17 protein-coding genes are annotated in these 23775 nt (G+C 68.1%); 9 read left to right on the top strand and 8 right to left on the bottom strand.

The features are described 5' to 3' along the window. The first annotated feature begins 86 nt into the window (after nucleotides 1-86). Nucleotides 87-1172, top strand: coding sequence for a phytoene/squalene synthase family protein (locus AC1DO7_RS14475; protein WP_441613439.1), 1086 nt, complete (start codon nucleotides 87-89; stop codon nucleotides 1170-1172). 175 nt (nucleotides 1173-1347) lie between these two features. On the opposite strand, the gene AC1DO7_RS14470 is transcribed toward AC1DO7_RS14475, so the two are convergent. After that, a complete protein-coding gene (locus AC1DO7_RS14470) occupies nucleotides 1348-2304 on the bottom strand; it encodes a GlxA family transcriptional regulator (RefSeq protein ID WP_441613440.1) in 957 nt (318 codons plus the stop codon). Nucleotides 2305-2413: 109 nt separating this feature from the next. On the opposite strand from AC1DO7_RS14470, the gene AC1DO7_RS14465 reads away from it, so the two are divergent. Beyond that, nucleotides 2414-2725, top strand: a complete 312-nt coding sequence (locus AC1DO7_RS14465) for a putative quinol monooxygenase (RefSeq protein ID WP_441613442.1) — start codon at nucleotides 2414-2416, stop codon at nucleotides 2723-2725. 149 nt (nucleotides 2726-2874) lie between these two features. Here AC1DO7_RS14465 and AC1DO7_RS14460 read toward each other — a convergent pair whose 3' ends face one another. The 4 genes from AC1DO7_RS14460 to AC1DO7_RS14445 form a co-directional block, all read right to left on the bottom strand. Beyond that, the gene (locus AC1DO7_RS14460; RefSeq protein WP_441613443.1) at nucleotides 2875-4002 is read right to left on the bottom strand and encodes a CaiB/BaiF CoA transferase family protein; all 1128 of its coding nucleotides are present in this window, start codon (nucleotides 4000-4002) and stop codon (nucleotides 2875-2877) included. Between the two features lie 23 nt (nucleotides 4003-4025). Beyond that, complete coding sequence (locus AC1DO7_RS14455) at nucleotides 4026-5009, bottom strand: tripartite tricarboxylate transporter substrate binding protein (protein WP_441613444.1); 984 nt, start codon at nucleotides 5007-5009, stop codon at nucleotides 4026-4028. A gap of 79 nt (nucleotides 5010-5088) precedes the next feature. Then, entirely contained in the window at nucleotides 5089-6270 is a 1182-nt protein-coding gene (locus AC1DO7_RS14450) for an acyl-CoA dehydrogenase family protein (protein ID WP_477116269.1), read from the bottom strand. A gap of 58 nt (nucleotides 6271-6328) precedes the next feature. Continuing rightward, the gene (locus AC1DO7_RS14445) at nucleotides 6329-7882 is read right to left on the bottom strand and encodes an AMP-binding protein (RefSeq protein ID WP_477116268.1); all 1554 of its coding nucleotides are present in this window, start codon (nucleotides 7880-7882) and stop codon (nucleotides 6329-6331) included. Between the two features lie 105 nt (nucleotides 7883-7987). Here AC1DO7_RS14445 and AC1DO7_RS14440 point away from each other — a divergent pair, with 105 nt between their 5' ends. The 3 genes from AC1DO7_RS14440 (at nucleotide 7988) to AC1DO7_RS14430 (ending at nucleotide 15636) form a co-directional block, all read left to right on the top strand. Next, entirely contained in the window at nucleotides 7988-8722 is a 735-nt protein-coding gene (locus AC1DO7_RS14440; protein ID WP_477116267.1) for a LysR family transcriptional regulator, read from the top strand. A 180-nt stretch (nucleotides 8723-8902) separates the two neighbouring features. Beyond that, nucleotides 8903-10096 carry a M48 family metalloprotease gene (locus AC1DO7_RS14435; RefSeq protein WP_441613448.1) on the top strand — a complete coding sequence of 398 codons (1194 nt, stop codon included), beginning with the start codon at nucleotides 8903-8905 and terminating at the stop codon, nucleotides 10094-10096. Continuing rightward, nucleotides 10093-15636 carry an AAA domain-containing protein gene (locus AC1DO7_RS14430; protein WP_477116266.1) on the top strand — a complete coding sequence of 1848 codons (5544 nt, stop codon included), beginning with the start codon at nucleotides 10093-10095 and terminating at the stop codon, nucleotides 15634-15636. Before AC1DO7_RS14435 ends, AC1DO7_RS14430 begins: the two co-directional genes overlap by 4 nt. 76 nt (nucleotides 15637-15712) lie before the next feature. Here the strand turns inward: AC1DO7_RS14430 and AC1DO7_RS14425 are convergent, their stop codons facing one another. Further along, on the bottom strand, nucleotides 15713-16456 hold the full coding sequence (locus AC1DO7_RS14425; protein ID WP_441613450.1) for a DUF2076 domain-containing protein: 744 nt from the start codon (nucleotides 16454-16456) through the stop codon (nucleotides 15713-15715). 117 nt (nucleotides 16457-16573) lie between these two features. Beyond that, complete coding sequence (locus AC1DO7_RS14420; protein WP_441613451.1) at nucleotides 16574-17476, bottom strand: LysR family transcriptional regulator; 903 nt, start codon at nucleotides 17474-17476, stop codon at nucleotides 16574-16576. Between the two features lie 235 nt (nucleotides 17477-17711). On the opposite strand from AC1DO7_RS14420, the gene AC1DO7_RS14415 reads away from it, so the two are divergent. From AC1DO7_RS14415 to AC1DO7_RS14405, 3 genes are all read left to right on the top strand, one after another. After that, complete coding sequence (locus AC1DO7_RS14415) at nucleotides 17712-18671, top strand: hydroxymethylglutaryl-CoA lyase (RefSeq protein WP_441613452.1); 960 nt, start codon at nucleotides 17712-17714, stop codon at nucleotides 18669-18671. Nucleotides 18672-18680: 9 nt separating this feature from the next. Next, the gene (locus AC1DO7_RS14410) at nucleotides 18681-19835 is read left to right on the top strand and encodes a CaiB/BaiF CoA transferase family protein (RefSeq protein ID WP_441613453.1); all 1155 of its coding nucleotides are present in this window, start codon (nucleotides 18681-18683) and stop codon (nucleotides 19833-19835) included. 70 nt (nucleotides 19836-19905) lie between these two features. Continuing rightward, the gene (locus tag AC1DO7_RS14405) at nucleotides 19906-20895 is read left to right on the top strand and encodes a tripartite tricarboxylate transporter substrate binding protein (RefSeq protein ID WP_441613454.1); all 990 of its coding nucleotides are present in this window, start codon (nucleotides 19906-19908) and stop codon (nucleotides 20893-20895) included. 95 nt (nucleotides 20896-20990) lie between these two features. On the opposite strand, the gene AC1DO7_RS14400 is transcribed toward AC1DO7_RS14405, so the two are convergent. Continuing rightward, entirely contained in the window at nucleotides 20991-21869 is an 879-nt protein-coding gene (locus AC1DO7_RS14400) for a LysR family transcriptional regulator (RefSeq protein ID WP_441613455.1), read from the bottom strand. Nucleotides 21870-21998: 129 nt separating this feature from the next. Here AC1DO7_RS14400 and AC1DO7_RS14395 point away from each other — a divergent pair, with 129 nt between their 5' ends. Next, on the top strand, nucleotides 21999-23741 hold the full coding sequence (locus AC1DO7_RS14395; protein WP_477116265.1) for a tannase/feruloyl esterase family alpha/beta hydrolase: 1743 nt from the start codon (nucleotides 21999-22001) through the stop codon (nucleotides 23739-23741). Nucleotides 23742-23775: the final 34 nt, after the last annotated feature.

Below are 23775 nucleotides of genomic sequence, written 5' to 3'. Positions count from 1 at the left end.
CCAGCGGCAAGCGTGCGCCGTTGGTGCGCGCTTGCCGTATACAATTCGGCGGAGCCAAATCTGCCGGCACCGCCGCATCCCCGTCCATGCCAAATCCAACCCGGGCCTTTCTTCTGGGCCCGCTGCTGAAGGGCGTATCGCGTTCCTTCTATCTCACGCTGCGCATTCTCCCGGCCGGGATGCGCGATCCCATCGGCCTGGCGTACCTGCTGGCGCGCGCCGCCGACACGATTGCAGACACATCGCTGATCCCGCCGGCGCAACGGCTGGCCCTGCTGCTGTCCTTTCGCGACCAGGTCAACGGCGCCGCCGGCGATCCGGCGCTCATGCGCCGCATGACGGAGGAGGTCGCCGGCCAACAGCAGCAGTCCGACGAGAAGCTCCTGCTCGAATCGCTCGGTCCCGCGCTGGCGATCCTGCCCCAGCTCGGCGAGTCGGACCGGCAGGCCGTGCGCGGAATCGTGTCGACCCTGACTTCCGGCATGGAATTCGACCTGCGCACCTTCCCTGACGAATCCTCCGGCCGCATCGTCGCACTGCGGGAGATGGAGGAGCTGGACCGGTACACCTACCTGGTCGCCGGATGCGTCGGCGAGTTCTGGACCACGATGACCTACGCCCACATGCCGGGCGTCCTCAAGGGTGAATCCGGGACCATGCTCGAGCGGGGCGTGCGCTTCGGCAAGGCACTGCAGATGACCAATGTCCTGCGGGACTGCGGCAAGGACCTGCGCATCGGCCGCTGCTATCTCCCGGCGGTGGCGCTGGAGCGGCACGGCCTGAGTCCGCAGGATCTGCTGCAGGCGGGCAATTCCCTGCGCGCGCGGCCGCTACTGTTTGATCTGCTGCAACTGACGCTGCAGCACTACCGCGCGGCGCTCGACTACACGCTCGCGATTCCCGGGTCGGCGGTCCGCCTGCGGCTGGCTTGCATCTGGCCGATCGTCATCGGTCTTGAGACGTTGCTGCTGCTGGTCGACAACCCCGAGTGGCTGGACCCGGCGAAGGTCTCCAAGATCGGGCGCAAGAAGGTGTACCGGGTGATCGCCGGCTCGCTGCCGGCGGTCGCGTCGGATACGCTGGTGCGCGGGTGGGTGGAGCACCTGATGAAGCGGGTGGAGGCGCGCATGGCGCTGGCCCGCCAGCCTGCGTCGCTCACTGCGCCATCCTGAAATCGAACGATGGCGAGCTTGCGGATCGACATGGTGAGCACTCCTTGCTGACGCTGTTTGCGATGGCTGGAGTGTAGGCAGCCGCCACGCGCCGGATAAGAGGCGCCGCCCGCAAGGCAGTTTTCTGGTTTCGAGATCCATCGCGGGAGGTACGGCGCACGCCGGCGCTGGCCGCTTATGCCCGCAACTCCCGGATGCCCTTGCCCAGCCGCCGGCGCAGCAGCGTCCGCAGCGTGACACCGCTGGCGTAGCCCACCTGCTCGGCGACGCGGTCCACGCTGTGCTTGCTCGTTTTCAGCAGGTGTACCGCGCGCTCGATGCGCAGGTCCTGGATGTACTCGACCGGGGTCTTGCCCAGCACGTCGAACAGGCGCCGCGACAGGGTGCGCTTGCTGATGGCCAGCGCACCGGCCGCCTCGTCGAGGATGATCGCCGTATCGAGCCGCTCGCGCACCCAGCGGTCGAAGCGCTCCACCAGCGGATCGGCGTGCGCGAGGTGGTCGGCGATGATGTAGGCGGACTGTGACGTGCGCGAATCCACCACCAGGTAGCTGGCCACCAGCGCCGCCAGCTCGGGGCTGTTCTGCCGGATCAGCCACAACGCCAAATCGACATGGCTCAGCGCCGCGCCGGCGGTCAGCACGGCGCCGCTCGGCACCACGATGCGATGGGCGTCCAGGCGCACGGCGGGGTAGCGCTGTCGGAACAGCGGTGTCAGCCACCAGGTGGTGGTCGCCTCGTGTCCGTCCAGCAATCCGCTTTCCGCCAGCACGAAGGTGCCGATACATGCCGCGGCCATGCGCGCGCCGCCGCTCGCCCAGGTGCGCAGCAAGGCCAGCGCGTCGGCCACGTCGTCACGGCCGAGCGCGGGCACCAGCGCATCGGGCATCTTGGCGCCCAGCGCAGGCACGATCACCCAGTCCGGCGCGGGCGCCTCGGCGGCGGGCCGCACCGGCACCTGCATCCCGAGTCCGCTGTGCACGGTGGGGCGCACGCCGACCAGGGTGATGTCGAATCCCGGCGTCTGCACACCGGTCGCCTGCGCCAGCTGGTTGGCGGTGGTCAGGGCGTCGAGCACGGTGGCAAGTCCGGTATCGAACACGCCTTCCAGCACGAGAACGGCAATCCGCATGGCAGGATCGATATCAAAGTTGTCAATCGAGACAGTATTGGCGCGCAACGCAAGCTTGTAAAGTGGCATCACCGCGCGGCACTACCCATCCACCGACAGGAGTACCAAGATGATCAAGCATGCATTTTTCGTCCGCCTCGAAGCCAGGCCGGGCAAGGAGCAGGCGGTCGCCGATTTTCTCGCGGCCGGCCTCTCGATGGCCAACCAGGAAGCGGCCACGCCGATCTGGTTTGCCCTGCGGCTGTCGCCCACGACCTTCGGCATCTTCGATGCCTTCGAAACCGAAGAGGCCCGCCAGGCGCACTTGGACGGACCCATCGCCCAGGCCCTGATGGCGAACGCCGATACGCTGCTGGCCAAGGCCCCCTCCATCGAGCCCATCGACGTGCTGGGACTGAAGAACCGGGCCGCGGCAAGCTGACCGCCAGCGTGGCCGGAGCGGCGTCGCGCTGCGCCGGTCCGGCCGGGGGCATGACCGTTGCCTTGCACGATCCGGGCAACACCGCGACAAAGCCACCGGAGGGCGGTTGCAGCCGTTCTTGAAGCACCCGCCGCTCCCGCAGCGCAACCCTAGGCCTGTGGTGTGCCCTCGCCGCCGTGCGCGGCGTTGTGCTCGCCCAGCGCCGCCACGCGATCGTCGCTGGCCGGCAAGCCCAGCGAGAACCTGACCGGGAAGCCCAGCGTGATGGCGTCTTCCCCTGGCAGGGGGCGGATCATATTGCGCGCCTGCACGTGGGGGTCGGCAAACAACTCGCGCGCGCCCAGTGCGGGGGAGAAGGGAATATCGAGCGAGCCGAACACTTCGGTCCACTCTGCCAGGGTCCTGGCCAGGAAGATGCCGGCGAGCAATCCATGCACTTCCTGCTTGTGCTGCTGGCGCCCGGGGCGCGAAGCGAAACGGCTGTCGAGCAGGGCCGGAAACGCCGCGCCGAGTGCGTCGCACAGGTTCAGCCAGAACTTGTTCTCGAGAATGCCCATGGCGAGATGGCGGCCATCGCGTGTGGCGAAGATGTCGTTCTCGGGCATGACGGTCGGCGATGCGTGGGGCTGTGCCTCGTAGTCGCGTGCCGCCCATGCGCCATGGGCTGTCCAGGACAGGACGGCGTCGTGGATGGACACATCCAGATGCTGCCCGCGCCCATGCTGCCGCGCGCTCATCACGGCCACGGCCAGGGCCAGCGCCGCGTAGCCGGAGGCGGCGTAGTCGGAGATGCGGGCGCGCGGCCGGGACACCTTGTCCTCGACCTGCACCGGCACCGACCAGTAGCCGGCCAGCGCGAGGTAGTTCAGGTCGTGGCCGGCGTGGTCCGCGTAGGGCCCGGTCTGGCCGAATCCCGAGATGGAGCACAGCACGATGGCCGGATTGACTTCGGCGAGGGCGTCATAGCCCAGGCCGAGCCGTTGCATCACGCCGGGGCGGAATCCTTCCACTACGGCATCCGCATTGCGCACCAGCTCCAGGAACGCGGCGCGCCCTCCGGCGGATTTCAGGTCGAGCGCGTGGGAGCGCTTGCCGCGGTTGAACTGGGCATACACGGCAGGGCCGAGCTGGCGGGAGGTATCGCCCACGCCAGGCTGCTCGACCTTGATGACGTCGGCGCCAAGCTGCATGAGCAGGCTGGTGGCGTGGGGGCCCGGCAGCAGCTGGCTGATATCGACGATCTTGACGTCCTTCAGGCAGGACCACTCTGGTTTCATGATCTGGTTTGCTCCCATGTGCTTCAGCTGAGATCGCCGCTCATGCCGATCGACTGGATCAGCTTGCCGTAGCGGGTGGTATCGGCAGTCACCATGCCGTTGAACTGGGCGGGCGAAGCGCTGCGGCGCAGCTCCCCCGCGTTGGCCTTGAGCTGTGCGTCGAGGCGCCCGCCGGCCTGCAATGCGGTGACGGCCGTGAACAGCCGCTGGGTCAGCTCGGCGGGGAAATGCGCAGGCGCGAACAGGCCGCTCCAGTTGTCGATGACCACGCCGGGCGGCAAGGCCTCGGCGAGCGTGGGTATCGCCGGGAAATACACCGAGCGCGCGGCCGACGAGACCGCCAGCGCGCGGATCTGCCCGTTGCGCAGATACTGCGTGGCCGTGCTCAGTACCGGCATGCCGAATTGGGTCTGGCCGCCGAGCATGGCGGTGATGATCTCGGTGGCGCCCTTGTACGGGATATGGACCGCCTCGGTGCCGGTCTGGTGCAGCAGCGCCTCGACCGCCAGATGCGCGATGCTCCCCTTGCCGCCCGAACCGTAGTTGAGCTTGCCGGGGGCGCGCTTCATTGCCGCGAACAGCTCGGCGGCCGTCTTGTAGGGCGCATCGGCGGGCACCACGAGCGCGGTCGGGCCGCCGGAAAGCGCGGCGATCGACGTGAAGTCGCGCGCGGGGTCATAGGGCATGCTGCGGTACATATGCACGTTGATGACGTGCGAATTCGCCAGAATGCCCAGCGTGTACCCGTCCGCGGCGGCGCGCTTCAATGCCAGCGCGCCGATCACGCCGCCGGCGCCGGGCATGTTCTCGACGACCAGCGGCTGGCCCAGTTGCGAGCCGAGCTCCACCGACAGGGTCCGCGCGATATTGTCGGGCGCGCTGCCCGCCAGGAACGGTACGATCAGCCGGATGGGGCGGCTGGGGTAGGGCGCGGCGGATCGCGCCGGCGTCCAGATGGTGCTCAGGGCAGCCGCGCTTGCGGTGGCAAGCCAGGATCGGCGGTTCATGGGTGGTCTCCGTGCAACTTGCGCAGTATTCCTGCGCCGGTCTTTGTCAAACAGCGGTCTTGCCGGGCAGCGGGCCCGCTCAAGCCTTCGCCTGCATGGGTTCGAGGATCGCGCGGGCGATGGTGTTGCGCTGGATCTCGCTGGTGCCGGTAAAGRTCCGGAACATGCGCAGCTTGCGGTAGGCCTGCTCGACCGGGTGGCCGCGCGTCACGCCTACGTTGCCGTGGATCTGCACCGCCTTGTCGGCCACCTCGAAGCAGCGCTCCGAGACAAACAGCTTGCACGCCGCAGCCTTCATGCGCAGGTCGGCGCCGCCATCGGCCAGCATGGCGGTCTGCGCGATCATGCTTTCGCAGGCCCACAGCGCGGCCGCCATGTCGGCCAGCATGTGCTGGATCGCCTGGAATCGCGCGATGGGCCCGCCGAACTGGCGGCGCCTGCCGGCGTACTCCACCGACGATGCATAGACCTTGGTCGCCAGCCCCAGCATGGTGGGGCAGTGCAGCAGCCGGTTGACATTGATGCGCGACATGCCGAGCTTGAAGCCGTTGCCCTCGCCGCCGAAGATGTTGGCGCGCGGCACCCGCACGTTCTCGAAGCGGATATCGGCGTCGATATGCTGGCCCGACATCGGCACGTAGTCGGTATTGACCGTGACGCCGGGCAGGTCCAGGTCGACCAGCACGGCGGTGATCGCCGGCGGCGAGGCGGCCGCGTCGGTGACGCACATGACGATGGCGAAATCGGCAAACGGCGCGCCGCTGATGTAGTGCTTGTGGCCGTTGATGACCAGCTCGTCGCCATCGGCGACGGCGCTCGTGGTGATGCTCTGCGCGTCCGAACCCGAATGCGGCTCGGTGAGCGCGAAGCAGGTTGATTTCTCGCCGCGGATCACCGGCTGGAAGTAGCGCGCCAGTTGCGCGGGCGTCGCGTACTTGAGCATATTGCCCACGCGCGGCGGGCCGCCCAGGTCTCCCAGCACATGCGGTGCCAGCACGGCGCCGCTGACGGCGAGGTCCGCCTTGAGCGCGCACTGCTCGGCGATGTTCAGGCCCTTGCCGCCCAGTTCGGCGGGCAGGCAGGCCGCATAGAGTCCCAGCTCGCTGGAGCGGCGCCAGACGCCGCGCAGCACCTCCTTCGGCCAGGCGTCTTCGGAGCCGAGCCCGAGTTCCTTCTCGAGCGGCAGCAATTCCTCTTCGATATAGCGGCGGATGCCGGCGCGGGTCTCGGCCAGCACGGGGTTGCTCAGGTTATCGAACATGCCGTTCTCCTTGGATGTCGCATTGACTGGTTGACGAATTGACTGGTTGACCGGTTGGCTAATTGACGCGGCGGGCGACACCCTGCCAGTACTGTTCACGCACCAGCTTGCGGGCCAGCTTGCCGCTGGCGTTCTTGGGCAGCTCGCCAACGAAGTCGACGGAGCGCGGCGACTTGTAGTCGGCGATGCGCGCGCGGCAATGGGCGATGAGGTCGGCCGCGCTTGCCTGCCGGCCGGGCCTGAGCGTCACCACCGCCTTGACGCTCTCGCCCCAGGTGTCGTCGGGTACGCTGATCACGCAGGCTTCCAGCACGTCCGGGTGCAGGTACAGGGCCGCCTCGACCTCGGTCGGGTACACGTTGAAGCCGCCGGAGATGATCATGTCTTTCTTGCGGTCGACCAGGTAGATAYAGCCTTCCTCGTCGACGCGGGCGAGGTCGCCGGTGCGCAGCCAGCCGTCGACCAGGGTTTCGCGGCTCAGCTCCGGCTCGCCCCAGTAGCCCTGGAAGACGTCTTCGCCACGGATGATCAGCTCACCGATCTCGTCACCGGCCACTTCCTGGCCGTGGTCGTCGACGACCCGCACCTCCGTTTCCCCGAGCGCGCGCCCGCAGGAGGCCAGCCGCTGCGGGCGGCGCGCCAGCGCATCCGCATGGTCGGCGGTCGACAGCCGCGTCACGCCGGAGGTGGATTCGCTGGCGCCGTAGCCCTGCGACAGGACCGGGCCGATGCGCTCCCACGCTTCGCGGATACGCGCCGGCGCCATGGGCGCCGCGCCATAGGCCAGCGTCTTGAGGCTGCCCAGATCGGCGCTGGCCAGCGTCGGCTCCGCCAGCAGCATATTGATCATGGCCGGCACCATGAACACATGGGTGATGCGCAGCCTGGCGACCTCGGCAAGGAAATGCGCGGGCTCGAACTTGTCGAACAGCACCAGCGTCGCGCCGGCATACAGGTAGGGCTGCATCAGCATGCCCGAGGCATGGGTGACCGGCCCGATCAAAGCCAGGCGGTCGCCCGGCCGCGCCGGCTTGTCCATGCCGAGCAGCATCTTGCGCAGCGCCGCCAGGCGGTTGCCGTAGCTCTGCATGGCGGCCTTGATCTTGCCGGTGGAGCCGGAGGAAAAATGCAGCACGGCGAGGTCGCCAGGGGCCGGCGCGATCTCCGGTGCGGTCGTGCCGCCGGCGGCCAGGAGCGACTCGTAGTCGCCATAGCCGGCGGCGTGGCCGCCGATCGAAATGAAGGTCTCGACCGAGCCGAAGCCCGCCGTGGCGGGCGAGTAGCCTGTGTAGCCCGGTCCGGCGAGCAGAACGCGCGGCGTGCAGTTCTCCACGACGTCGGATGCCTCGGCCGCGGTGAAGCGCGGGTTCAGTGCCGCCTTGACGAGTCCGGCCTTGTACAAGGCGCATTCGATCTCGACCAGTTCGGTGCGGTTGCGCGACTGGACCGCCACACGGTCGCCCCGGGCCAGGCCAAGGCCCAGCAGCGCGTTGGCCAGGCGGGTCGAGCGCTCGTCGAGCTGGCGGTAGGTCAGCACGCGGTCCTGGTACAGCACGGCGGCGTTGTCGCCCCAATACCGTGCGGCACGGCGAAGGAAGAAAGCGAAGCTCATCGGTGTCTCCGTAGTCGTAGTAGTTCTTGAGCACAGTCTGTAAGATGAGAGGCATCACTACAATGCTGCGTTGGCTATAAAGTCATAACCAACTGGAATGCCGAGATGGAGACAAGGGATCTGGAGTACGTGCTGGCCGTCAGTGCCCACGGCGGCATCGGGCGCGCCGCGGAAACGCTGGGCATCAGCCAGCCGGCCCTGAGCAAGGCCGTGCAGCGGGTGGAGGCGCAGATCGGCCTGCCCCTGTTCGAGCGCACCGCCAACGGCATGGTCCCGACGCAGGCCGGCGTGCAATTCATGGAGCGCGCGCGCCGGATCCGCCTGGAGTACGACGATGCGATCAAGGAAATGCAGGGGGTACGCACGGGCGAGCAGGGCATCCTGCGCCTGGGCTATTCGCCCTCCATGCCCAATGCGCTCGTGCTGGAAGCCTGCCGGCAACTCGTCAGGGAACGGCCGGTGGCGAAGCTGCGCCTGCGCCGCCGTCTTGCGCGGGAGCTGATGGACCTTCTCATCGCAGGCGAACTGGACCTGGCCGTCGCGCCGGTACCCATGCAGCGCGCGAGCGAGTTCGCGGTACAGGAACTGTTCGACGACCGGCTCGTCGTGGTGGCCGACGAAGCCCACCCGCTGCAGCGCCGCCGCAAGCTGACGCTGGCGGACCTGGCCCGCGAGGAGGGCGGGGGGGACGAGGCCATGCTGAACGGACTGCATGCGCTGGACGTGGGCGTCGAGGAACTGGACCTGCGCCGGCGCGTGGGCGTGATCACCCGGGCTGGCGCTYATGTCTCGCCGCTTGCGCAGCGGATGAGCGCCTTGCTGGCGGAGCGCAGCCGTTGATGGGGGTGCTGATGACCGTGTTGATGATGGCGCGGGGCAGACCGCGGCGGGCAGCGGCGCCGGCCCCGCTTTTGTCATGGCAGCGGATCGGGTATCTTCGTGGCTTGAGGCGCAGGCCCCTTGCCGTTGAATGACGATGCGGCAGGCCGCGCCAGACTTGGCTATAAGGAAATCGACGGGATGGATTCAGCTTTGCCGGACGCCAGTGCACTGGTCCCGCTTCCCTATCACCTGGCCGTGGTTGACTACCTGAAAAGCCAGGAGCCCGATGTGTGGGCGTGGGCGAGTTCCTTCAAGGTGCGGGACGAGCATGTGGCCGAGGTCCGTGCGCACCTGTTGCGCGATACCTACCGTCTCGATGCCGCGGCGCATCCGGAGGTGCACGCAGCGCTCGGCCTGGTGATGCAGCGGCTCGGGATCTCCGCGCCGGCCAGCATCTACCAGTCGGGCGGGCAGCAGATGAATGCCTCGCTGTTGTTCGTGCCGGGCGAAGTCCATGTGATCCTGCAAGGGCCGGTGCTCGAACACCTGACGCAGGAAGAATTGCTGGCCCTGTTCGGCCATGAACTGTCCCACTACCTGCTCTGGTCATGCGACGAGGGCGCCTTCCACACCGCCGAGCGCATCCTCAACGATGCGATGGCGGCCGCGGCCTCCGCGGCGAGCCACCACGAGACCGCGCGGCGCTACTACCTGCATACCGAGCTGTTCGCCGATCGTGGCGGTGCGGTGGCGGCGGGCGCGGTCGCCCCGGCCGTGTCCACGCTGGTCAAGGTACACACCGGCATTGCCAGCGCCGATGCCGCCGCGTATCTGCGGCAGGCCAGCGAGGTCGACGCCGCCGACGCCGGCGCGACCGCGGCGGCAACGCATCCGGAGACCTTTATCCGGGCGCGGGCGCTCGACCTGTGGTGGCAGGGCGCGGGGGACCTGAACGCATGGCTGGAGCGCAGGCTGCAGGGGCCGCTGGCGCTGGACAGGCTCGACCTGCCGGGCCAGCTCAGGCTGGCGGCGCTCACGCGGGGCTTTCTCACTCACTTCCTGGCCGATGGCGCATTGCGTACCGAGGCGGTGGCCAACCAGGTGCGCGCGCTGTTCCCCGACTGGTCGGCCACCGAGGCGCCGGCGGCATTGTCCGCCTTCGAGAGCGCGCAGGTGGATGACAGCGTGCGCCACTACCTGAATGCGCTGATGCTCGACGTCGCCCTGGTGGATCCGGATATCCGCGATGCCGCGCTGCTGCATGCCGCGCGGACCGCGCGCACGCTGGGCACCCTCGAGGCACTGCAGCTCAACCTCAAGCGCGATGCCCGTTTCGGCAAGCGCGACCTGGACAGGCTGAACAAGCAACTGGCGAAGGCAACAGACGCATGAATGACGTGGCAGATGCAGCAACAGGCGAGCCCAGCTCGTTCCGGTCCCTGGTGGATGCGCAGGACGGCGCCGCCCTGACCACGGACGATGTGCTGGTGCTGGTGCTTCCCTTGTTCGGGGAGGTCGCGAGGCTCCATGCCGAAGGCAGGGTGGCGACGCTGGACGCGGGTTCGGTCGTCCTGGGCGAGTCCGGCGCGCTGCAGCTGCGGCAGCCGGGCGGCGAGCGGCCGAGGATGGACATCGGCGCCGTGCATCGCGTGCAGCCGCAGCCCGGCTCGGCGCTCAATATCGTCGGGGAGTTGCGCAAGTCCTCGGACGCCGGCACCGGCGAGAAGATTGCCGATCTCGATGTGCAGCCGGACCTCGAAGCGCCCATTTCGCGTCCGGTCTACCTGCCGGGCCTGGCGAGCTGGGAGATCATGGTCGGCCACCACGACGAGATCACCGACATCTTCCGCCTGGGGCTGATGCTGGCATGCCTGGCGTGCGGCCTGGACTTCGACGATGCGCACGATGTGGAGCGGTTCGCCGCGCACCGGCGCAACCTGTTCCAGCTCAACGACCGGCTCAATCCGGTGGTGGCCAGCGTCATCGTGGAGATGACGGCGCTTAACCGCCACGAGCGCGCCACCGACCTGTCGGGCCTGGCGCGCAGGCTCCAGGCGTGGCGCGACCAGCCGGCCGCGCTGGACATCGAGCGCGCGCTGGCCGGGGCGACGGGCCTGGCGCCGCGCCGCACCGCGGTCCTGTCGCATCTGCGCGATCGCCTCTTCGATCTCTCGCGCCGCAACCGCCTGCTGCATTTCCGGCCCGGCGTGGCCACCGTGAACCTCACCGTGGCGAGCGTGCCGATGATGCTCCAGGTCGAGAGCATCCGGGCGGAGCATATCTGCACCTGGGGCGGCCCCTTCGCCGCCGACGTTGCCTCCGGCAGCGCGGTGAACCTGCATCACTGGCTGCGCTTCGAGGACCAGCCCTACCTGCCGGTAGCGCTCGACCGCCTGATCCAGGAAACCCGGCGCGACCGCGCCGAGTACGGCTTCGGCAATCTGCGGCTGGTGGTGGCGTTCCTGCGCTGGCACAACCTCAAGGAGGCGCCTGAAGAACGCATCACCACGCCGCTGTTGTGGATGCCGGTCGAGCTCACCCGCAGGAAGGGCGTGCGCGACCAGTACGTGATCCAGTGCGAGGACGCCGAGGCAGAGTTCAACCCGGTCCTGCGACACTACCTGCGCCAGCTCTACGATATCCGGCTGCCCGCCACCGTCGACCTGCAGAAGACCACGATCGCGCAGGTGCACGCGGACATCCTGGCCCAGATCCGGCAGTCGGAGCCCTCGGTGGAGCTGCGCCTGCTGGAAAAGCCAGCCATCAGGCTGGTGCGCCAGAAAGCCATGCAGCGCATGCAGCAGTTCCAGCGCCGGCGCGGCGCAAGCCGCGCGCCGCGCGCGGGGCTGGCCAGCCTGCCCGACTACAGCTATGACCCGCAGGACTACCGTCCGCTGGGGCAGGCGCTGTTCGAGTCGCTGGTGCGGCCGAGCCCCTTGCCGCAGCGTTTCCAGGCCGGCGCCATGCCGGTGGCGGGGCCGCGCCATGCCCGCATGGCGGAAGCGCCGCCGGCGGAAGAGGCCGCAGGGGCAGCAGAGGCAGCAGAAACCGAACAGGTCGGCTACGCGCTGCAGGAGTCCGAGGGGCACCGCTATGCGTGGGACCTGGACCTGACCCAGGTGACGCTGGCGAACTTCAACTATCGGAAGATGTCGCTGGTGCGCGATTATTCGCAGTTGCTGGAGGAGCAAGCCAGCAATCCGGCATTCGACCGGGTGTTCTCGATCGAGCCGCGGGAAGTCGACACCGGGGCGGTGGCGCCGATCGCCATCCGCGACCAGTGGAACGTGGTGCCTTCCGACGCGACGCAGAACGCCGCCGTCAGCCTGGCCCGCAGCCAGCGCAGCTTCATCATCCAGGGGCCGCCCGGCACGGGCAAGTCGCAGACCATCACGAACCTGATTGCGGACTACGCGGGGCGCGGGCTGCGTGTCCTGTTCGTCTGCGAAAAGCGCGCCGCGCTGGATGTGGTCTTCCATCGCCTGAAACAGAGCGGGCTGGGCGAGCTGTGTTGCCTGATCCACGATTCGCAGACCGACAAGAAGGCATTCGTCACCGATCTGCGCGCCTGCTACGAGCGCTGGATCGCGCAGCCGCACGACAGCGAACGGCTGCGGGACCAGCGCAACGAGACCCTGGCCACGCTGGAACGGCAGCAGGCGCGCATCGAACGTTTCGAACAAGCGATGGCGGACCTGCCAGCGTCGCTGGGCACCACGATCCGGTCGCTGGTGCGCCGCCTGGCCGAATTGCCGCCGGCCCCGGCCGCGCCCGACCAGGCGCAGCGCGAGCTGCTGCCGTCCATGGCCACCTGGACCAAGCACCGGGACCTGGCCCAGCGCCTGCATCGCAGCCTGGTGGAGCGCTTTGGCGTACGCAGCCTGGCCGAGCATCCGTTTGCCCGGCTTGCGCGCGGATTGCTCGATGATGAGCGCGCCTTCGGGCGGGCCAGGCAACTGGTGGATGAGTGCGAAGCCCTGTTCGACCAGCTGGATGCGGTGCTCGACGATACCGCCCGCCTGGCGGACGGCGGCACCTCGCTGACGGATGCATTGGCCATTGCGCAGGAAAGCCGATGGCTGCTCGACCATCACCTGGCCGGCCACCTGGTCCTGCTGGATGCAGGCTCGCCGGCGGCCACGGAGCTGGCAGGCGCGCGCGCGCAGCTCGAGCAGAAGACCGCGGCGCTTGCCCAGGCTGCCACCGCGACCACGCAGTGGCGCGACAAGCTGAGCCCGGACGACACGGCTTCGGCGCTGGACCTGGTCCGCAGGCACGAGGGCTCCCTGATGCGCTGGCTGCAGCCGGCGTGGTGGCGGCTGCGCGCGGAGCTCAAGCGCCGCTATGATTTCTCGCGCCATGCGATCCACCCCGGCTATGCCAAGGTGCTCGCAGCACTGGCGGCGGAGCAGGCCGCCGCCGCGGCGCTCGCGCAGGCGGACGCTGCCTTCCATGCCCGCTACGGCGTACCCTCCATGCCATCGTTCCTGCAGGCGCTGGACGAGCTGCGGCAACGCGTCGCCTCGTCCGGCATCAGCCGTCGCCTGGCCGGGCACTTGCGCAATGCCGTCGACCCGGTCGTGGCCGCGCAGGCCGAAGCATCGATGCAGCAAGCCCTGGAAAAGCTGGCCCAGCGCGTGCGCGCGGGCCTCGCCGTTGCCGATGCGGCCACCCTGGACGACCTGGCCGAGCTGTTGCGCGACCTGCGCGAAGATCTGGAGGAACTGCCGGACCTGCTGCCGCTCTTGCGCGCCACGCACGCCGCCGGCGCGGCATACGCCGGGGCGCTGCAGACCCTGCCTTACGCACCGGCCGAGCTGGAGGCGCTGGTGGCCGACGAGGCGCTCAAACGCCTGGAGCGGCAAGCGCCGGAGCTGGCCCGCTTCGACGGCGCGGCACTGGCTGCGGCGGCGCGCGGCGTGGCCCACGGCGAGAAGAGCGTGCTCGAGCAGAACGCACGCCAGGTGCGGGCGACCTTGCATCGCCAGTTCAGCGAGCACGTGCGGCAGTCGTCGCTGTCGGCCACCCAGCTCGATCCGGCCGGAAAGGAATTCAAGAAACGCTATGCCACCGGCCGCCGGGAGCTGGAGCACGAGTTCGGCAAGAGCATGCGCTACCGCTCCATCCGCGACCTGTCCGACGACGAAACCGGCCTGGTGATCAACGACCTGAAGCCGATCTGGCTGATGAGCCCGCTCTCGGTGTCGGATACGCTGCCGCTCTCGCCGGATCTGTTCGACGTGGTGATCTTCGACGAGGCAAGCCAGATCCCCACCGAGGAAGCCGTGCCGGCGCTGAGCCGCGCGTCGCAGGTGGTTGTCGTGGGCGACGAGATGCAGCTGCCCCCGACCAGCTTCTTCTCGGCTGCCGGCGCGGAGGACGCGGACGAGATCATCGTCCAGGAAGAGGGCGAGCGGATCGCCATCAGCCTGGATGCCGACAGCCTGCTGAACCAGGCGGCGCGCAACCTGCCCGCGACCCTTTTGGCCTGGCACTATCGCAGCCGGCACGAAACGCTGATCAGCTTCTCCAATGCGGCTTTCTACGAGGGGCGCCTGGTCACCATTCCCGACCGCATGCTGGAGCAGGCCGGCCAGGCGCCGGCCGATGCCCGCTTCGATGCCGGGGACCCGGTCATTGCCGGCGTGGACCATGTGATGGCGCGCCCGGTCAGTTTTCATCGTATCGACGACGGCGTCTACGCGCAGCGGCGCAATGTGCCGGAAGCACGCTACATCGCCGCCATGGTGCGCGAGCTCCTGCGGCGCGGGACTGGCCTGAGCATCGGCATCGTGGCCTTCTCGGAAGCCCAGCAGGGCGAAATCGAGGCAGCGCTGGAAGTGCTGGCGCTGGAGGATGCGGATTTCGCGATGCGGCTGGAGCGTGAATATGTGCGCGAGGACGAGGACCAGTTCAACGGCCTGTTCGTGAAGAACCTGGAAAACGTACAGGGCGACGAGCGCGACATCATCATCCTGAGCATCTGCTATGCCCCGGGGCCGGACGGGAAGATGCTGATGAACTTCGGCCCGATCAACCAGCGCGGCGGCGAGAAACGGCTCAATGTCATCTTCAGCCGGGCCCGCCACCGCATGGCCGTGGTCTCGACCATCCATGCCGAGGCGATCACCAACGTGCATAACGATGGCGCCGCGGCGCTGCGCGCGTTCCTGCAGTTCGCCCACGCCAGCGCGCATGGCGAGTCGGAGCGCTCGCAGCTGGTGCTGGGCGGGCTCAATCCCGGCGCCAAGGGCGCTTTTACCCGGGCGGCCCCGGAGGATCCGGTTCGCCGCGCCATCGCGGCGGCGCTGCGCGCGCGCGGGCACGACGTGCATGAGCATGTGGGGCGATCGCGCTTCCGGTGCGACCTGGCCATTGCCGATGCGACCGGCGGGCACTATGCGCTGGCGATCCTGCTGGACGCGCCCGATGCCGAGGTGCCCGACGCGCGGGAGCGCTACGTGTTCCGGCCGACCATCCTGCGCAATTTCGGCTGGCGCGTGATCGACATACCGGGCAAGGACTGGATACGCGATCCGGAAGCCGTGCTGTCGCGCATCGAGGCCAGTCTCGCCGRCACTGTCGGGGAGGAAGAAGAGGCGCCGCCGGATGCCGAAGCGGACGACGGCCCGCCGTCCCCCGGTGGCGCAGGCGCGCCGGATCCCGCCCGGGTCTCGCCGGCGCTGCCTGGCGAGGCTGCCGGACCCGGCGCATCCGCTACGTCCCTGGTCCGTCGGTTTCGCTTCGAGCAAGGCAGCTCGAGGAAGTTCTGGCGCATCTCGGTGAGCGCAATGGAAATGACGGTGAGCTATGGCCGTATCGGCACGAATGGCCAGTCTGTCCTGAAGGTGTTCGACACGCACGAGAGGGCCCGGCGTGAAATGGACAAGCTGGTCGACGAGAAACTGAGAAAGGGCTACGAGGAAGAGTAGGGCCCGGCGCCGCGGCCCATGGCCATGCGAGGCATGGCCATGAGCCGCCGGCCCCGCTCACGCCGGGACGGGCGCGTCAGGCATTGAATATGTCGTCGTCCAGGAAGTCGTCACTGCCCGCGCCGTCATCCGGCAGGCCGCGACTCAGCCCCGCATCAAGGGCATCGCCCGACGAGCGGTCGTCATTCCCGTAGTAGTTGTTGACCACGGTCGACTCGGCCGGCAGCGCGCCCGCGGCGGGCTGCCCGAGAAAGCCGCTCCCGCTCCCGTTCCCGCTATTGCGATGGAACAGGTTCTCGATGCCCTGGAACAGGAACGCGCCTCCGGCTACGCCGGCGGCCGTGGTTGCGATGCCGCCCAGCGTGCTTCCCAGGCCGCCGCCCAGAAAGCCGGGCCGGGGAGGCTGTGCCTGCACCTGTACCGGCTGGGCCGGTGGCGATACGGAGACAGGCATGCCCGACGGGGCCGGCATCACCGGGCGCGCCGCGGCCGGATCGACATTGCCGACATTGCCGACATTGCCGAAATTGTTGACGGCATTGGCGCTGCTTCCCCAGGCGTTCTCCTGGGCGAGGAAGCGGCTGGAGCCGCTGGCCTGCGCCATCTGCAACTGCGCCTGCAGCGTAGAGATCTGGGCCTTTGCCGCGATCAGCGCATGGTCAAGCAGGATGGCGCGCTGTACCAGCAGGTACGCGGCATCCGGTTGCCTGGCGACGGCATCGGCGATGAGCGCCTCTGCCTGGGGGTCCTTTGCGCCTGCTCGGGCCTGGGTCAACTGCGCCAGGAAGCCTTCCAGCGCCTGCATCTCTTGGGGGGTCATGGCACCACCTGTCCGGGTTGTCTTGAGTGTTGTCAGTCTAGGGGCCGAGACTTAAGCGAGACTTAAAAGACCGGCCCCGGCGTGATTGCGGGGTTTTGCCAGGCTGGCGGGCCCCTGTCAGGATGCGGCTCTTGCTATCAGGAAGTCCACCAGCAATCGTGCCGCCGGCGACAGGCTCGCCTCGTCGCGAAAGCAGATCGCAAAACGCCGCTGCGCCCACGCATCGGTGAGCGGGATCACCTGCACGCCAAAGCTGGCCGAAACGGGTTCGACCACCTCGCGCGGCACGATGGTAAGGCCAAGGTTCGCGCGGACGCAGCGAAGCGTGGCATCGAAGGAGGACACCACCACCCGGTACGCCATCGGCTTGCCGATGATGGCCGCGGCGCGCGCCAGCATGGTGTGCACCGCAGTCTGCCCCGGCATGCCGATGTGGTCGTAGTCAAGCGTCTGCGCGAAAGTGCAATCCGCGCGGCTGGCCAGCGGATGCGAGGGATGGACGATCGCCGCCAGGGCATCGGTGCGGTAGGGCCGGGTCTGGAATCCTTCTAGGTCCGCGGCATCCCAGCAGATCCCCAGCGATGCCGAGCCTTCGCGCAGGGACCTGACGATGTCGCGGCTGAGGCTTTCTTCCATGGTGACGCGGATATCCCGGTGCGCCGGTACCTGCAGGAAGCCCGCGATATCGTCGGGCAGGGATTCGGCCATGCACGACACGGTGGCCAGCAGCCGGACCTGGCCCTTGATGCCCTTGCCGTGGTCGGCCATGTCGCGCTCCACGCGATCGGCCGCCGCCAGCATGGCGCGCGCGTGCTCGAGCAGGATCTCCCCGGCCGCGGTCGGGATCACGCCGCGCCGGCGCCGCTCGAACAGTGTGACGCCCACGGTGTCTTCGAGTTGCGCCAGCCGCTTGCTGATGGCCGACGCCACGATGTGCTGCTGCTCGCCGGCGCGCGCCATATTGCGCGTCTCGCAAACGGCGGCGAACAGGCGCAGCGAGGTGAGGTCCAGGTCACGCATCCGCAGGCCTTGCCAGAGTTTCCGATGTGGAAATCTTACGCGAAATTCTCATCATCATTGCTCAGCTCGGGAATCCCTGCGGCGTTGTGGAATGGCTGATCCCGACGTTTTCAGGCGGAGACATTCCGATCCGGAACGTTAGTGCTGCTCCAATACCGCTTCTGGCCTCGTCGGGAACGGCATACAGTTCGCCTATCGAGCCGGAACCCCGGAGCCACCTGTGGAGACAGACCGCATGACGACACCGACCAACAGCACATCCCGCCAGGCGGTGATCCGCGAGGTGGGGCTGCGCGACGGCCTTCAAAGCATCGCTACCATCCTGCCTACCTCCGCCAAGCGCGAATGGATCCAGGCTGCCTACGCCGCTGGCCAGCGCGAGATCGAGGTCGGCTCGTTCGTGCCGGCCAGGCTGCTGCCGCAACTGGCCGATACCGCGGAACTGGTGGACTTCGCCAGGTCCATGCCGGGATTGTTCGTCTCGGTACTGGTGCCGAACCTGCGCGGCGCCGAGAACGCCATCGCCAGCGGCGCGGACCTGATGCTGGTGCCGCTTTCCGCCAGCCATGCGCATAGCCTGGCCAACCTGCGCAAGACGCCCGACGAAGTGGTGGCCGAGGTGGGCCGGATCCGCGCCGCGCGCGACGCGGCCGGCTCCCGGACGCTGATCGAAGGTGGCGTCGGCACGGCCTTCGGCTGCACGATACAGGGCCGCGTGGACCCGGAAGAAGTACTGCGCCTGATGCAGGCCTTGCTGGATGCGGGCGCCGACCGCGTCAGCCTGGCGGACACGGTCGGCTATGCCGATCCCGCCATGGTGCGAAGCCTGTTCGAGCGCGCCCGGGCCATTGCCGGCGAGCGCTTCTGGTGCGGCCATTTCCACGATACGCGCGGCCTCGGCCTGGCCAACGTCTGTGCCGCCCTGCAAGCCGGGGTCACGCGCTTTGATGCCTGCCTTGCCGGGATCGGCGGCTGTCCGCACGCCCCCGGCGCCAGCGGCAATGTCGCCACCGAAGACCTGGCTTTCATGCTCGCGAGCATGGGATTCGCGACCGGCGCCGATATCGGCAAGCTGCTTGCGCTGCGCGCGCGCGTGGCCGGCTGGCTGGACGGTGAAACCCTGCACGGCACCCTGTGGCGCGCCGGCCTGCCCAAGACCTTTTCCGCGTCGCTTGCCGATGCCGTGACCGCCTGAGAGCGACCCATGCCTACTGAACATTCCCCCTTGCCGCTTGCCGGCATCCGCGTCCTCGAGTTCACCCATATGGTGATGGGCCCGACCTGCGGCATGATCCTGGCCGATCTCGGCGCCGAAGTCATCAAGGTCGAGCCGCCGGGCGGCGACAAGACGCGCAACCTTCCCGGGCTGGGTATCGGTTTCTTCCGCTCGTTCAACCGCAACAAGAAAAGCGTCGTCATCGATATCACCACCCCGCAGGGGCAGGCCACGGCGGCAGAACTGGCCGGCCAGTGCGATGTGCTGCTGGAGAATTTCCGCCCGGGCCTGATGGCCAAATGCGGGCTGGACCATGCGACGCTTTCGGCGAAGTATCCCGGGCTGATCTACGTCTCCCACAAGGGCTTTCTTCCCGGTCCCTATGAGAACCGGCTGGCCCTGGACGAGGTCGTGCAGATGATGGGCGGTCTTTCCTACATGACCGGGCCAAAGGGCCGCCCGTTGCGCGCCGGCACCTCGGTCAACGACATCATGGGTGGCATGTTCGGSGCCATCGGCGTGCTGGCCGCCCTGCGCGAGCGCGAGCGCACCGGCAAGGGGCAGGAAGTGCAGAGCGCCTTGTTCGAGAATTGCGTGTTCCTGTCGTCCCAGCATATGCAGCAGTTTTCGATGACCGGCGAGCCGCCGCCGCCGATGCCGTCCCGCGTGTCCGCATGGAGCGTCTACGATGTCTTCACGCTGGCCGCAGACGAGCAGCTGTTCATCGGCGCCGTGAGCGACAAGCAGTTCAACAACCTGTGCGAGGTGCTGCAACGGCCCGATCTCGCCGCCGACCCTGCATTCGCCACCAACGCCATGCGCGTGGCCGTGCGGCCGGCCTTGCTGGCACGGCTTGGCGAGATTCTCAAGCATCATCGCGTGGACGAACTCACGCCCAGGCTTGAAGCCGCCGGCATTCCCTATGCGCCCATCGTGCGTCCGGAACAGCTTCTCGACGATCCGCACCTCAAGGCGAGCGGGGGACTGGCGCCGATGCAGACCGAGGATGGCGGCACCACCGACGTCGTGCTGTTGCCACTCATGATGGATGGCCGGCGCCCGGGCGTGCGCATGCCCTTGCCGGGCATCGGCGAGCACAACGAGGAAATCCTTTCCGCCCTGCGTGCGCACACGCCTGGCTGAAATCCTTCCGCCTTGCCGGACGGCTCCCGCAGCCGCACGGATCAGAACAGAAAAATATCTGGAGACAAGCATGGCCCCCTTTCTTTCACGCAGGGCAGTACTCGGCATCGCTATCCCGGCGCTGGCGTTCGCGCTCGCCGTCCCGGCCGCTCCGGCGGCGGCCGAAGGCACCGGCCGGCCGGTGCGCCTGATCCTGCCGATCAGCGCCGGCTCGGGCGTGGACGCCATCGCCCGCGCTGCCGGCCCCTCGCTGGGCAGGAACCTCGGACAGCCCGTGGTGATCGAGAACATTCCCGGCGCGGGCGGCATAGCCGGCGCAGCCGCGGTGGCCAAGGCCCCGCCCGACGGCAGCACGCTGGGACTCGTTTCCAACAACCACGTCATCAACCCCAGCGTCTACAAGAAGATGCCGTTCGATGCGATCAAGGACTTCACGCCGATCAGCGTGATCGGCTCGACGCCGCTGGTGCTGGTGGTCAATCCCAAGGTTCCGGCGAAGAACGTCCAGGAACTCGTTGCGCTGTTGAAGGCCAGGCCGGATGCATTCAACTATGCATCGTCAGGCAATGGCACCATCATCCAGCTCGCCGCCGAAATGTTCCTCGAGGAGGCGCACGTCAAGGCCCGCCACGTTCCCTACAAGGGTACCGGGCCGATGATCACCGACCTGATCGCCGGCCAGGTGGAGATGGGCGTGGTGGCGCTCAATGCCGTCGCACCGCACCTGAAGAGCGGCATGCTGCGCGCGATCGGTCTCTGCGGCGCAACGCGTTCGCCCGCGGCGCCCGAGATCCCCACCATCGCTGAACAAGGCCTGCCGGACTATGCCGTCGAGGGATGGTTTGCCGTCGTGGGCCCGGCAGGCCTGCCGCCCGCCGAGGCCAGGCGCATCCAGGCGCTGTTTGCAAAGGCATTCACCAGCCCGGAGGTTCTGGATGCGATGAAGAAGCAGGGCAATACGATCAATCCGGGCACCCCGGAAGCGGCCGCCAAGTTCTTCCAGAGCGAAGCGGCGCGTTATGCGGCATTGGTCAAGAGGGCCAACGTGACCAGCGAGTGACGAACCGGGGCGGGAGCCGGCTCGCGCTCCGTATCCGGCGCCCTTGCCCATGGGCTTCGGCACGGATCGAATGCCCGCGCGGGGCTGGCCACGCGTCAGCCGCAATGCTTGCGGACGAAATGCTCGCGGATGATCGAAGTGATATAGAGCCGGCCGGTGCTCTCCAGCATGCCGACGCGGCGCTCGAGCTGCTTTCCCGGAATCGGCAACAGGCGTAGCGCCGCGTCGCTGCGCCACGCGAAGTTGTGCAGCACCGGCACGATCGAGACGCCCGCGTTCTGCCGCACCAGTTCCACGATGGCGGGCAGCGAATTCATCTCGACGATTTCGTTCGGCTGCACGTCGCACCGGCGCAGGAGCTGGTCGATCTTGATGCCGGTGGTCGCGGCGCGGTCGAAGCGGATGAAAGGCTGCGTGCGCAGCAGGGCGACGGCGTCCGCTCCGGGCGGTGCGGCCCTGGCGCTGGCAATCAGCATCAGCGGCTCGTCGTACAGATGCGTCCAGGTGGCTTCCCGTGTCTCGGGCCTGGGCATTTCGATCAGGATGGCGGCGTCCAGTTCGCCTTCCAGCACCTTGGCCTGCAGTTCGAGCTGACGGCCATTCATGATGCGGATATCCAGCGCGGGATACTGCGACTTCAGCTCGACCACGCTGGTGGCCAGCGCGCCCATTGCGGAGACGATCGCGCCGATGGTCACGGTGCCGGCAATCTCGCTTTCGCCAACCTGGTCGGCGAGCATGCTTTCGTAGTCCTTCACCAGCCGGCGTGCCCGCGCGATCAGCGCCACGCCCGCGGGCGTGAAGGTGACGCCGCGCCTGGAGCGGTCGAACAGCGGCCGTTTGCATTCGTCTTCCAGCGCCTTCATTTGCGAGCCTACCGCCGCCGGCGTGAGGGCGACGCGCTCGGCAGCCGCGGCAAACGAGCCGAAGTCGGCAACCGCGACGAAGGTCTTCAGCATGCGGATTGTGTTCATGGGAATGACCGGTGGCTGGGGATGGCGCTGGAAGCACGCACGGGGACTGGGTGAGGCGCCAATGGTAAAGCGTTACTTTATTGTTGGTAAAAAGAAATTCATTTTTCTTTTATCTTCGATTCGTCAAGAATGGGATGGCTGGAGCACAAGCCGTCCACGCCGCCCGCGTCCCCCAAGTCCCCGGACCGGCCCGGGCCGGCCGCACGAGAACGGCGCTCCCAGCTTGCGCAGACCGACAGCCAGAACGACAACGAGCTAGAGCGAGACAGCCCCCCGATGATGGTGAACCCCAGATTGCTTAAACAGTGGAGCCCGGCCGCAGCGCTGCTGGCGGCCACGCTTTTCTTTTCCCATGGCGCGCGCGCCGCGAACGCCTGCGAATCGCTGGCGGATATCGGCCTGCCGGACGTGAAGATGACGTCCGCCGCGATGCAGGCCGCCGGAGCGCTGGCCCTGCCGAACGGCCACAAGATCGACAATCTCCCGGCGTTCTGCCGGGTGGCCGGCCAGCTCAGGCCCACGCCGGACTCCGACATCGGGTTCGAGCTCTGGATGCCGCCCGCCGAGGCGTGGAACGGCAAGACGCTGGTGGTCGGCAACGGCGGCTACGTCGGCTCGATCCGCTACGACGAACTCGAGCCGGCCATCCGGCGGGGCTACGCGGTGATCTCGAGCGACAGCGGCCATGTGGACGCCGCCGGGTACCGCAACGAGAACCTGAACTGGGGCGTGGGCCACCCGGAGAAGATCGCGGACTGGGCCTATCGCTCGGTCCATGCCGCGGCGGCGGCGTCGCGCGCCATCGTCAGGACATTCGAGCGTCGCGACGCTTCCCACGCCTACTACTTCGGCTGCTCGACCGGCGGCGGGCAGGGCCTGATGGCCGCGCAGCGCTACCCCGACGACTTCGACGGCATCATCGCGGGCGCGCCCGGCAACAACCGGACCGCGTTGAACCAGGGCTTCCTGTGGGGAGCGACCCAGAACCTCAAGACCAAGGCCGGCTATATCCCGCCGTCGAAGCTGCCGCTGATCAACCAGGCGGCGATCAGCGCCTGCGACGCGCAGGATGGCCTCGCCGACGGGCTGATCGGCGATCCGCGCCAGTGCCGCTTCGATCCCAAGGTCCTGCAGTGCAAGGACGACGCCGACGGCGCGCAATGCCTGACCGGGGCGCAGGTAGATACGCTCAGGCGCCTGTACGCCGGTGCGCAGAACCCGCGCACCAGGGCGCAGATCTACCCGGGCTGGCCGGTGGGCAGCGAGTTCGGCTACCTCGGCGGCTGGGGCTATGCGATCGAAGGACCGCAGGCGTTCCGCACCGAGTTCTTCAAGGATTGGGTATTCAAGGATGCCAATTGGGACTGGCGCTCGTTCGACTGGGACCGTGACGTCGCCATCGTGAAGGCGCGCATCGGCGCCACGGTGGATGCCACTGATCCCGATCTTGGCGCATTCCGCAAGCGCGGCGGCAAGCTGATCCTGTACCACGGCCTGGCGGACCCGATCGGCAATGCCTACGACACCATCCAGTACTACGAGGCGGTCGGGAAAACCGTCAGCGACACGCCGGCCTTCGCGCGCCTGTTCCTGGCGCCGGGCATGKGACATTGCCGCAGCGGCATCGGCCCCAATGCGTTCGACGCCATCGGCGCGCTGGAGGACTGGGTGGAGAAGGGCCAGGCGCCCGCGCGCATCGTCGCGCTCAAGGCCGATGCCACCGACAAGGTGGGGGGGCTGGCGAGCAGCGCGGCGGTGAAGGGCAATGCAGGAAGGACGCGGCCGCTGTGCGCCTATCCGCAGGTGGCACGCTACAAGGGCAGCGGCAGCATCGACGACGAGCGCAACTTCACGTGCGCTGCGCCGCTCTGAGGCATGAAAGAAGGCCGGGCGCGAAGTCTGCGCC

This window comes from Cupriavidus sp. 05N40 (genome assembly GCF_056397305.1).
Note: the sequence above shows the minus strand (reverse complement) of the source record. Positions and strands in the feature narration are given on the sequence as shown.

Coding starts and splice junctions, on each gene's coding strand:
- AC1DO7_RS14475 (WP_441613439.1), top strand. CDS start 87: ATGCCAAATCCAACCCGGGCCTTTCTTCTGGGCCCGCTGCTGAAGGGC.
- AC1DO7_RS14470 (WP_441613440.1), bottom strand. CDS start 2,304: ATGCGGATTGCCGTTCTCGTGCTGGAAGGCGTGTTCGATACCGGACTT.
- AC1DO7_RS14465 (WP_441613442.1), top strand. CDS start 2,414: ATGATCAAGCATGCATTTTTCGTCCGCCTCGAAGCCAGGCCGGGCAAG.
- AC1DO7_RS14460 (WP_441613443.1), bottom strand. CDS start 4,002: ATGAAACCAGAGTGGTCCTGCCTGAAGGACGTCAAGATCGTCGATATC.
- AC1DO7_RS14455 (WP_441613444.1), bottom strand. CDS start 5,009: ATGAACCGCCGATCCTGGCTTGCCACCGCAAGCGCGGCTGCCCTGAGC.
- AC1DO7_RS14435 (WP_441613448.1), top strand. CDS start 8,903: ATGGATTCAGCTTTGCCGGACGCCAGTGCACTGGTCCCGCTTCCCTAT.
- AC1DO7_RS14425 (WP_441613450.1), bottom strand. CDS start 16,456: ATGACCCCCCAAGAGATGCAGGCGCTGGAAGGCTTCCTGGCGCAGTTG.
- AC1DO7_RS14420 (WP_441613451.1), bottom strand. CDS start 17,476: ATGCGTGACCTGGACCTCACCTCGCTGCGCCTGTTCGCCGCCGTTTGC.
- AC1DO7_RS14415 (WP_441613452.1), top strand. CDS start 17,712: ATGACGACACCGACCAACAGCACATCCCGCCAGGCGGTGATCCGCGAG.
- AC1DO7_RS14405 (WP_441613454.1), top strand. CDS start 19,906: ATGGCCCCCTTTCTTTCACGCAGGGCAGTACTCGGCATCGCTATCCCG.
- AC1DO7_RS14400 (WP_441613455.1), bottom strand. CDS start 21,869: ATGAACACAATCCGCATGCTGAAGACCTTCGTCGCGGTTGCCGACTTC.